Raw genomic sequence first — 9,916 nt, 5'->3', positions numbered from 1 at the left:
GCCGGCGCCGAAGGCCAAAAAGAAGAAGAAGCGGAAGGTCCTGGAGTCGGGGTCCTGCGAAGCCTCGTACTACTGGCAGGGGCAGATGACCGCCAGCGGCGAGCCCTTCGACCCGAGCGACCTGACGGCCGCGCACAAGACGCTGCCGATGGGCTCCAAGGTCCGCGTGACGAACAAGAACAACGACCGTTCCGTCACCGTCCGCATCAACGACCGCGGCCCGTTCGTGAGCGGCCGCTGCCTGGACCTCTCCAGGGCCGCCATGAAGAAGGTCGGCGGCACGGGCTCGGGCGTGATCCCGGTCCGGTACGAGGTTCTCTCGCGCGGTTGATCCAGCAATAGAGCACAACCCGCCCGGCGGGCGCGTCGGCGTGCCCGCCGGGCGGTTTCAGCGTGCGCTGCCCGCGCCCGCGCTCCACGGTTCGGCGGTCTCCCGGGCTTCCGGCGGACCGCCGCCCGAATCGAGGGACCAGGCACCGTCTTCCGAGCCGTGGGGCGCCACGTCCTCGTTCTCGGGCGCTCGCGGAGCCCCCGCGAGCCGGTCGCCTGGCGTGGCGGCGAGCCGCTCCCGGAACCAGTCGGTGAGGACACCGTCCACCCGGACGGCCTCGGTGATGGGCGGCTGCGCCTCGGTGCCGGGCTCCGCGGCGAGCGCGTGCCCCATGCGGAACGTGGTGGACTCCACGGGCCCGGTGCCGTGCCGGCGCAGCACGTCGCGCAGCGCGGTGATCTCCCTGGCGGGGACGGCCCGGTCGGCGGCACCGCCGATGAGCAGGGTCGCGACGTCCCGTCCGGCCAGGTCCGCGGCGACTGTGGCGAGGTCGAGCCGGTCGGCGAGCTCGTGGGCCTCGTCCGTCCAGGAGAGGCCGAGGCCGGAGCGCTTCTCCACCTCCCGCGCGGCGCGCGAGGGCGCGACGACCGGTGCCACGAGCGCGAGGGTGCTCACCGGCACCACGTCGCGCGCCGCGGCCAGCAGCGCTGCGGCGCCGCCCACGCTGAACCCCGCGAGCCCGATGGGGCCGTCGGGGATCGCCAGGTCGCTGCGGACGTCCGCCAGGGCCGATGGCAGGCGCCGGACGGCGTCCTCGACCGCCGCGCAGTACGTCTCGATGGCCTCCGTCCGCAGGATCTCGCCCGATTCGAGCCCGCCGGGCGAACTGCACGGCAGGTCGAGGTAGACGCGCCACACCGGGACGCCGGTCATCGGGGTCGCCGCCGCCAGCGCCCGCGCCGTGCGGGGCGGGTCGAAGCCGGGCCAGGCGACGATCACCCGGGTCGGGCCCGCCGGGGACGCGTCGACCGCGGTCGGGGGCAGCGCGACGTAGGAATCGCCGGCCGCGGTGCCATGGACGGGATGCGTATGGTCGCCGCTCATATCGGTCTTCGGCTCCTGCGGTGGTCGACGGCCATGCCGGTCGTGCCGGTCGTGCCGGGGGAGGCGGCGCTCCTCCCGCGGGCGACATGCTTCCAGTGAACGCCGCGCAACACGCCGTGAACCGCCGCACGTGCGCGGCGAGAGTGAGCCTTCTCACGCGGCCCTTGGTGTTTCGTCCGGCGATTTCGCGATCAGTCCGGCAGCGGTTCGCCGGGACGGGTGTGAGCCTCGCCGCAGGGCCTTTCGAGGGGAACATTTCCGGCACTCGTCGCGTCGTAGACATACGTGGGCGCCGCGGGGGCGCGCCCTCCTGACGTCCGTCTGAGGAGTGCTCGTGGACAGGAAGCGCAATGCGGCCGCCGCAGGGCAGGCCTGGCAGATCTATCGCGAGACCCTGGAACCCGACGCCCCTGGTCTGTGGGAGCGGGCGCGGGCCGTGCCCCGGATGCTCAAGTCGGTCCTCCGCGGCCAGTACAAGGGCATGTCCTTCAAGACGCTCGGACTGCTCGCCCTGGGGCTCGTCTACATCGTCTCCCCGATCGACGCCATCCCCGACATGATCCCCGTGGTGGGCATCGCCGACGACACGGGCATGGCCCTATGGATGGCGACGGTCCTCGTCAAGTCCGCGGGCGACTTCGTCGCCTGGGAGCGCGGGGGCCGGCCGACCGTCCTCGTCGGCGAACCCGTCGACTGACAAGAGCTACTGGTTTCCAGGAAGGCGAGACCGTCCGTGCGGCGGTCTCGCCTTTCACGTGCTCGGGCCGAGTTCCTTGGCGAAGCGCTCGGCGGCCTCCCGCATGATGGGGACGACGTTCGGGACGGCCTCGCGCGTCATGCGCCCCGACGGGCCGGACACGGATATCGCCGTCAGCGCGGGCGCGCCCCGCAGGGGCACCGCGACGCAGCGGACCCCGAGTTCCTGCTCCTCGTCGTCCAGCGCGTACCCCTGCTCGCGGATCCGCGCCAGCTCGGACAGCAGGGCGTCCGGGGAGGTGAGCGTGTTGGGCGTGTGCGCCGCCATGCCGGTACGGGCGAGGATCTCCGTGACGCGCTGGTCGGGCAGCTGCGACAGCAGCGCCTTCCCCACGCCCGTGCAGTGCGGCTGGACGCGCCGCCCCACCTCGGTGAACATCCGCATGGAGTGCCTGGACGGCACCTGCGCGACGTACACGGCCTCGTCGCCCTCCAGCACCGCCATGTTGGCCGTTTCGCCGACCTCGTCCACGAGGCGGGCCAGCACCGGGCGCGCCCACGTGCCCAGCAGGCGGCTGGCACCCTCGCCGAGCCGGACCAGGCGCGGGCCGAGGGCGTAGCGCTTGGACGGCTCCTGGCGCACGTAGCCCTGGTTCACCAGCGTCCGCATCAGGCGGTAGATCGTCGGCATCGGCAGCCCGGAGACCTCCGTCAGCTCCGACAGCGCCATCTCGCCCCCGGCGTCCGCCAGGTGCTCCAGCAGATCGAACGCACGCTCCAGCGACCGAACGGCCTCCGCCACCCCGCGTCTCCTCTCCCCGACGATTCACCCGATTCTACGGAGAAACGATTTCGCTCTGCGGAAGACGTGCGTTCGGCAGAGTGATGCACGTTACACGCGCGCCGAACCTGGCAATAACCCTGTGTGCCCGGCGCCGTATCGCCGCCCCCCTGGCAGCCGTAGGGACAGCGGAAACCGCGAGAGGGGAACGGGTTGCACACGGGGGGCCGAAGGACACTCTGGGCTGCGATCGCACTGGCCGTACCGCCGCTGATGCTCGCCGGCCCGGCCGCGGCCGCGGGGCTCGGGGAGCGCTCGTCCGGTGTCCGGTTGCTCATGACCATGTCGGCGGCCGGCAGCACGACCACGGGCGAGGGCCCTGCGCTCACGTACAAGGTCCGCGTGCATGCCCAAGGCGGCATCGCGCAGGACGTGACGCTGCGCCTGGCCGCTGAGTGGCCGCTGTCTTGGGCGACGTTCTCGTCGAGTTGCGCCAAGGCCGCTCCGGATGTGCTGCGGTGCGCGTTGGGCGACGTCGGCGAGAAGGCGGCCGAACGGACGGCCACCGTCCAACTGCCGCGCGGGACGGGGGCAGGCTCGGGATCGGAGGGGCCCAGGATGCCGCTGAGCGTCCTCGCGGTGGCGGACGCCGCGAACACCGAGAGCCGCTCGATCCGCGCGGTGATCGACCAACCCGGCGCTCCGGAGCCGAGCACGGACGTCCAGCAGTGCCGGGAGGTCTCGGAGCCGCGTCCCTGCGACGCGGGCACACCCAGCGGCCCGAAGCCGAGCCCGGACGGCCACTCGGGTGAGCCCGGGGGCGGAGTGTCCCCGCCGAAGACAACTGCCGGTGGGGGCGGCGAGACGTGCACGGGCGGTCGGCCGTGCACGGCGGGGACGCCCAGCGGGGGGAAGCCGAAGGCGAGCGGGAACCCGAGGCCGGGCGAGAGCCCGAAGTCCGGCGGGACCCCACCAAAGGCCAGCGGAAGCCCGAAGTCCGGCGAGAGCCCGAAGGCCGGCACGACCCCGAAGACCGGCACGACCCCGAAGACCAGCGGGAGCCCGAAGACCGGCGGGAAACCGAAATCCGGCGGGAACCCGAAGACCAGTGGGAACCCGAAGTCTGGCGGTACGCCGAAGACCGGCGGAAACCCGACGCCTGGCGGTACGCCGAAGGCCAGTGGTGACCCGAAGGCGGATGGAGACCCGAAGGTAAGTGCAAATCCGAAGGCCGGCGGGAAGCCGAAGGCCGGTGAGAGCCCGAAATCTGGCGGAACCCCGAAGGCGAATGGGGACCCGAAGGCTGGGGGGCATCCGAAGCAAGGGGCTGACCCGAAGGCTGATGGGCATCCCAAGGCCGGTGGGCACCCGAAGGTGAGCGGGGAACCGAAGGGCGGGAAGCCTGAGGCGGGGGTGGCGAAGCCGGGGACGCCGCCCGGTGCGGGCGGTGCGCCCACCGGCGGGCCGTCCGCCGGTGGCGCGGTGAAGCCCCGGACGGCCGACGAGCCCGGCGGGCACGGGACGCCGCATGCGGGCCCCGAGACGTCCTTCGGCGGTGACGGATGCCGGCCCGGTGAGGAGTGCGGCGCGTTCCCGATGCCGCCCGGCGGCGCCGGAGGGGTGGGGCCAGGGACCGGGCCGGAGGCGCCGGGCGCTCCGGAGCCGCTCCTGCCGGAACTCCCGGCGGGCGCCCCGTCCGTCCCCGCGCCGAACGCGCCGGGACCGGGCGAAATCCCGCTGCCGCCGCCCCTGACCGCTCCCGAGCAGGCCGGCCCGGCACGGGCCGGCGAGGGCCGGATGACGCTGATGTCCCCGACCGCGATGAGCGAGCAGGACGAGACGGACTGGGCGATCGTCGTCGGCGTCGCGCTCGTGGCCGAGATCGGGCTGCTGTGGGGCATCGCCTGCGTCGGGCTGTGGCGGCGGCGGGTCACGCTGTACCGCGCCGCGGCGGCGGAGCCGGAAGGCGCGCTGACGTGATCGTTTCCGGGGCGGCCCGGGGACGAGCCGAACGGGGCTCCGCCGGAGCCGGGCAACCGAATCCGTGGATGATTGTCCCTGTACCGTCCCAATTGGGGGGGTCTGTCAGTAAGCTAACCGCCTGACCAGTCAACGCTGTCGTGACGGACAGGGGATCCGGTATGTCAGACGCGACGCTGCGCTGCCCGAAGTGCGAATCCGCGCTGGGCACACATGAACGCCACGGGGTCGTGATCGAGGAATGCCCGGGATGCAAGGGCGTCTTTCTGGATCGCGGGGAACTCGAACAGCTGATCGACGCGGAGAGCCGCTACCTCGCCGCGCTTCCGGACGACGTCAACCCGGAGACGACGTACCAGGGACGGCACCGCAGGGGCATCATGCAGCAGATCTTCTCCGGTGATCATTAGCGGCGGGCACGGTCGGTGACGGGGCGTACGGCGCCCTGTTAATGGGGGTTTTCCTCTTGTCACGGCGGTGACAAACCCCGCTTTGGCGAATGTGACCGCGGGCTAATATCGCGCACTGACTACCATCGGGTAGCTTGACGATCATCGCCGGTCGCCCGGGTGCCGGACACGGTCGTCCGGCCGGAGCGTCAGTCCGGCCGTAGCATCCCCCTAGGCCTCGTCCGGCCCGTCCCCTCGGGAGATTGATCAATGGCACTGGGCTCGCTGCTCCCCGACCTCCTGCCCGGAGGTTCCGGCCGCACCCCGCTGATCGAGCGGGTCGCGAGGTGGGCGAAGGAGAAGCCGGACGCCCCGGCCTACACCTTCGTCGACTACTCGACCGACCCGTCCGGCGCCCATGTCACGCTGACCTGGGCCGAGACGGAGCGGCACGCACGGGCGACGGCCGTGACGCTCCGCCAGGTCACCGGACCGGGCGAGCGGGCCGCGCTGCTGCTCCCGCAGACCCTCGAGTACATGATGACCATGCTCGGCGCGATGCACGCGCACGTCATCGCGGTGCCGCTGTTCTCGCCCGACCTGCCCGGCCACGCCGACCGGCTGATCGGCGCCTACACCGACGCGGAGCCCGCGGTCATCGTCACGACGCGGAACGCGCTGCCGCACGTGGAGAAGTTCCTCGCCGACCACGACGTCCCGAACCCGAAGGAGATCGTGTTCGCGGACGAGATCGACCTCTCCCTCGTGGACCGGTGGGAGGACGAGCCGGTCGCGTTCGACGACCTCGCCTACCTGCAGTACACGTCCGGCTCTACGCGCCGCCCCGCCGGAGTGGAGATCACCCACGGGAACGTCACGGCGAACGCCGCGCAGCTCTGGGCCGGATGGGCGCCGGAGAAGCCCAACCCAGAGCTGGTGAGCTGGCTGCCCCTGTTCCACGACATGGGCCTCATCGCCACCATGGCGCTGCCCCTGGTGCGCGGTGACCACGCCATCTACACCGACCCCGTCTCGTTCATCATGAACCCGATGCGGTGGCTCGAACTCATCGCGGAGCGTCCGAGCAAGAACGTCTACACCGCGGGCCCCAACTTCGCCTACGAGTACGTCGCGTCGCAGGCGACGCCGGAGAAGATCGCCCAGCTCGACCTGTCCGGGCTGACGACGTGCCTGAACGGCGCGGAGCCGATCCGCACGTCCACGCTGACGATGTTCGCGGACGCGTTCGCGCCCGCCGGCCTGCGTCCGGGCGTGCAGGCGCCGGGATACGGCCTGGCCGAGGCCACCGTGTTCGTGTCCGCGGCGGCCGAGGACACGCCGCCGAAGATCATCACTGTGGACCGGGACGCGCTCACCCAGGGCGAGCTGCGGCTCTGCGGCGAGGACTCCGAGCGGGCCAGCACCCTGGTGTCGTGCGGGCGGCCGTGCGGGCAGATCGTCGCGATCGTCGACCCGGACGCCCGCGTCGAGCAGCCGGACGGCAGGGTCGGCGAGATCTGGGTGCACGGCCCCAACACCGCTCCCGGCTACTGGCGCAATTCCGAGCGCAGCCAGGACACGTTCGGCGGCGAACTGTCCGAGCCTGGGGACCTGCCGTCCGGGCCTTGGATGAAGACCGGTGACTACGGCGTCGTCCACGAGGGCGAGCTGTACGTCACAGGCCGCATCAAGGACCTCATCATCGTGGACGGCCGCAACCACTACCCGCAGGACATCGAGGTCACCGCGCAGGAGGCGCACCCGGCGATCCGCCCCGATCACGTCGCCGCGTTCGCGCTGCCTGGCGAGGAGACCGAGCGACTGGTGGTCGTCGCCGAGCGCAACCGCCGCGTCCCGCTCGGACGGCTGGACCTCCACGAGGTGGAGTCGGCCGTAAGGGGCGCCATCAACGTCGAGCATGAGATGAGCGTCCACGAGTTCGTGTTGATCGAACCGGGTGGCGTGTCCCGTACGTCGAGCGGAAAGATCGCTCGTGCGGCCACGCGTCAGCGCTACCTTGACGGCGAGCTGCCAACGACAGAGGCTCGTCTGGCGTCTCGTAAGTAGGCGCAAAGGGCGCACCCGTCCGGGATGGGCGAACGTACCATCCTGGACGAACGTGCCGTCTTGGACGGACGACCGGCGGCCGACGGTCGGTGGTCCGGGGCGAGCGACGGGCCGCCGGGGCGAAGCGGCCCCGCGCGGCCGTGACGACACAGGAGGATCATGCTTTCGGGGCTGGGGCGTCTCATCCACCGGCGACGCTGGACCAGCCTTGCTCTGATCCTGACCATGATGTGCGTCGCCGGCATCTGGGGCCTCGGCGTCTTCTCCAAGTTCAAGGAGGGCGGCTTCGAGGACCCCGACGCCTCCTCGACGCTCGTCGCCAAGCTCGGCGCCACCTACTTCGGCAGCACCAACCCCGACGTCCTCGTCCTCTACAGCAGCGACACCATGACGGTGGACGACCCGCGCTACCAGGCGAGCGTGGTCACCACCATCGCGCGGCTGCCCCAGGCCAACGTCGAAGAGATCATCTCGTACTGGTCGTTCGACGGTAAGTCCGCCGAGACGTTCGCCTCCCACGACCGGCGCTCGACGTTCGTCGCCGTGAAGCTGAAGGGCGAAGACGGCGCCGCCCAGATCGAGAACTACCACGCCATCAAGGACCGCCTGGCCGCGCCAGGGCTCACCGTCGAGTTCGGCGGCAGCGTGCCTCTCGGCGAGGAGTTCGGCAAGCAGGTCGTCAACGACATCATCCGCGCGGAACTGATGACCGCGCTGCCCCTGCTCCTCCTCCTCATCATCCTGTTCGGGGCCCTGACCGCCTCGTTCCTGCCGCTCATCGTGGCCGTGTTCTCGATGATCGGCGGACTGGCCGTCCTGCACGTGGTCACCTACACCACGGACGTGACGTCCTTCGCCTTGGAAGTCGTCACGATGATGGGCGTCGGTCTGGCCATCGACTACTCGCTGTTCATCATCAGTCGTTTCCGTGAGGAACTAGGGCGCGGCATGGCCGCGCAGGGGATCGCGCCAGGCAAACCCTGGAAACAGGAACGCGACCGGAAGTCGCGCAAGGCCGCGAAGAGGGCGTACAGAGAAGCCCTGCGTCCCATCAGGCAGAGCGCCCTGTCCGCCACCATGGCCACCGCCGGCCGCACCATCGTGGTCAGCGGCATCACCGTCTCGGCCGCCCTCGCGGGACTCCTGCTCTTCCCGCAGATGTTCCTCCGGACGATCGGCCTCGCCGGCATCGCCACCGTCATGGTCGCGGTGTTCGGCGCCACCGTCCTGCTGCCGACGCTCCTGGCGATCCTGGGGCCGCGCGTCGAATTCGGCCGGATGCCGTGGCGGCGGCCCACGGCCAAGCGCGCGCAGCGAGACCCCAACAGCGGCTTCTGGTACCGCCTCGGCCAGAGCGTGATGAAGCACCCGCTGCCGTACTTCACGATCGTCATCATCATCCTGGGCGTGATGTTCGTGCCGTTCCTGAACGTCCAGTTCGGCAGCGTGGACGCTCGCGTCCTCCCCAAGGAGAGTCCCACCCGCGCCGTGGTGGAGACCATCAAGCAGAACTTCCCCAACGGGTCCGCCGAGCCCATCGACGTCGTCGTCTCCGGCGACCTCATCCCGCGTGACTGGACGCCCAGCGGCAACGACCCCATCCCTCCCTACCTGGAGGACTTCAGGAAGAAGCTGGGGTCGCTCCCCGGTGTGTCGGAGGCGCAGTTCACCGGCTACTCCGGCACGTACGGCGGCGTGCGCATCTCCGTCACGCACAAGTACGAGCCGATGGACCAGCGTGCCCAGGACCTCGTCACAGAGATCCGCAACATGCACCTGGCCAAGGACGGCTACCCGATGCACATAGACGTCGGTGGCAGCACGGCCGCGCAGATGGACTTGATGTCCAGCCTGATGGAATCCCTGCCGAAGATGGCGCTCGTCGTGGGCGTCGCCACGTTCATCCTGCTGTTCATGTTCTTCGGCTCGATCGTCCTGCCGCTGAAGGCCATCGCGATGAACGTCCTGTCCATCGGCGCCTCGTTCGGCGCGATCGTGTGGGGCTTCCAGTACGGCCACCTCGCCGGGATCCTCGACTTCACCCCCACCGGCGGCGTCGAGGCCACCAGCATGATCCTCATCCTCGCGGTCGTGTTCGGCCTGTCGATGGACTACGAGGTCTTCCTGCTCAGCCGCATCCGCGAGGAATGGGACCTCACCCACGACAACCGCGCCGCGGTCGCGCGCGGAATGCAGCACACGGGCAGCATCATCACCAGCGCCGCGCTGCTCTTCCTCGTCGTCATCGGCGCGTTCAGCACGGCGGGCATCACCGTCGTCAAGCTCATCGGCGTCGGCATGTTCGTCGCCGTCGTCGTGGACGCCGTGCTCGTCCGCTCCCTGCTGGTCCCGGCCACGATGCGGTTCATGGGCGCCGCCAACTGGTGGCTGCCGGGCTTCCTCGCCGGCCTGCACGCCCGCATGGACCTGCGCGAACGCAGCTCCGTCCTGGGGCCGCCCGTCCCCGCCGTCCCGCCGCGCCTGCCGGATGAGCAGCCCTATCCGTACGCCATCCACTGGGAAGAGGCCCCCGGGGAACCACGTCCGGCGCCCAGGGGGGCGGCCTCGGCAGGCGGGCGCGGCCGCCCCGACGCGGCGCCCGGCGCTTTCGACCCGGCGCCCGCCGCC

General features: G+C 71.0%; 9 protein-coding genes. 7 read left to right on the top strand and 2 right to left on the bottom strand.

The window, feature by feature from the left end:
- On the top strand, window positions 1-331 hold a 331-nt coding region (locus IEZ03_RS38360), incomplete at its 5' end, for a septal ring lytic transglycosylase RlpA family protein (RefSeq protein ID WP_229808774.1).
- 57 nt (window positions 332-388) lie between these two features.
- On the opposite strand, the gene IEZ03_RS34900 is transcribed toward IEZ03_RS38360, so the two are convergent.
- Complete coding sequence (locus tag IEZ03_RS34900) at window positions 389-1,375, bottom strand: alpha/beta hydrolase family protein (protein ID WP_184889882.1); 987 nt, start codon at window positions 1,373-1,375, stop codon at window positions 389-391.
- Window positions 1,376-1,709: 334 nt separating this feature from the next.
- On the opposite strand from IEZ03_RS34900, the gene IEZ03_RS34895 reads away from it, so the two are divergent.
- Window positions 1,710-2,072, top strand: a complete 363-nt coding sequence (locus IEZ03_RS34895) for a YkvA family protein (RefSeq protein WP_184889880.1) — start codon at window positions 1,710-1,712, stop codon at window positions 2,070-2,072.
- Between the two features lie 54 nt (window positions 2,073-2,126).
- Here IEZ03_RS34895 and IEZ03_RS34890 read toward each other — a convergent pair whose 3' ends face one another.
- A complete protein-coding gene (locus IEZ03_RS34890) occupies window positions 2,127-2,873 on the bottom strand; it encodes an IclR family transcriptional regulator (RefSeq protein ID WP_268248589.1) in 747 nt (248 codons plus the stop codon).
- Between the two features lie 845 nt (window positions 2,874-3,718).
- Here IEZ03_RS34890 and IEZ03_RS34885 point away from each other — a divergent pair.
- From IEZ03_RS34885 to IEZ03_RS34865, 5 genes are all read left to right on the top strand, one after another.
- The gene (locus IEZ03_RS34885) at window positions 3,719-4,039 is read left to right on the top strand and encodes a hypothetical protein (protein ID WP_189241271.1); all 321 of its coding nucleotides are present in this window, start codon (window positions 3,719-3,721) and stop codon (window positions 4,037-4,039) included.
- Window positions 4,040-4,226: 187 nt separating this feature from the next.
- Window positions 4,227-4,832 (top strand): hypothetical protein, encoded by a 606-nt coding sequence (locus tag IEZ03_RS34880; RefSeq protein ID WP_189241270.1) that lies wholly within the window; start codon window positions 4,227-4,229, stop codon window positions 4,830-4,832.
- A 161-nt stretch (window positions 4,833-4,993) separates the two neighbouring features.
- Window positions 4,994-5,242 (top strand): TFIIB-type zinc ribbon-containing protein, encoded by a 249-nt coding sequence (locus IEZ03_RS34875; RefSeq protein WP_132054400.1) that lies wholly within the window; start codon window positions 4,994-4,996, stop codon window positions 5,240-5,242.
- Window positions 5,243-5,491: 249 nt separating this feature from the next.
- Window positions 5,492-7,288: a fatty acyl-AMP ligase gene (locus IEZ03_RS34870; RefSeq protein ID WP_184889876.1), complete on the top strand. Its 1,797-nt coding sequence runs from the start codon at window positions 5,492-5,494 to the stop codon at window positions 7,286-7,288.
- Between the two features lie 159 nt (window positions 7,289-7,447).
- The coding region (locus tag IEZ03_RS34865; RefSeq protein ID WP_189241269.1) for an MMPL family transporter at window positions 7,448-9,916 on the top strand (2,469 nt) is incomplete at its 3' end.

The sequence above is a fragment of the Actinomadura livida genome, assembly GCF_014648675.1.
In the GTDB taxonomy this organism is placed as follows: domain Bacteria; phylum Actinomycetota; class Actinomycetes; order Streptosporangiales; family Streptosporangiaceae; genus Spirillospora; species Spirillospora livida.
The sequence above is the reverse complement of the archived record's forward strand: the minus strand, read 5'-3'. Positions and strand labels throughout refer to the sequence as shown.

What these genes read in the sequence shown, in the direction of transcription:
- IEZ03_RS34875 (WP_132054400.1), top strand. Translation starts at nt 4,994, where the DNA reads ATGTCAGACGCGACGCTGCGCTGCCCGAAGTGCGAATCCGCGCTGGGC.
- IEZ03_RS34870 (WP_184889876.1), top strand. Translation starts at nt 5,492, where the DNA reads ATGGCACTGGGCTCGCTGCTCCCCGACCTCCTGCCCGGAGGTTCCGGC.
- IEZ03_RS34900 (WP_184889882.1), bottom strand. Translation starts at nt 1,375, where the DNA reads ATGAGCGGCGACCATACGCATCCCGTCCATGGCACCGCGGCCGGCGAT.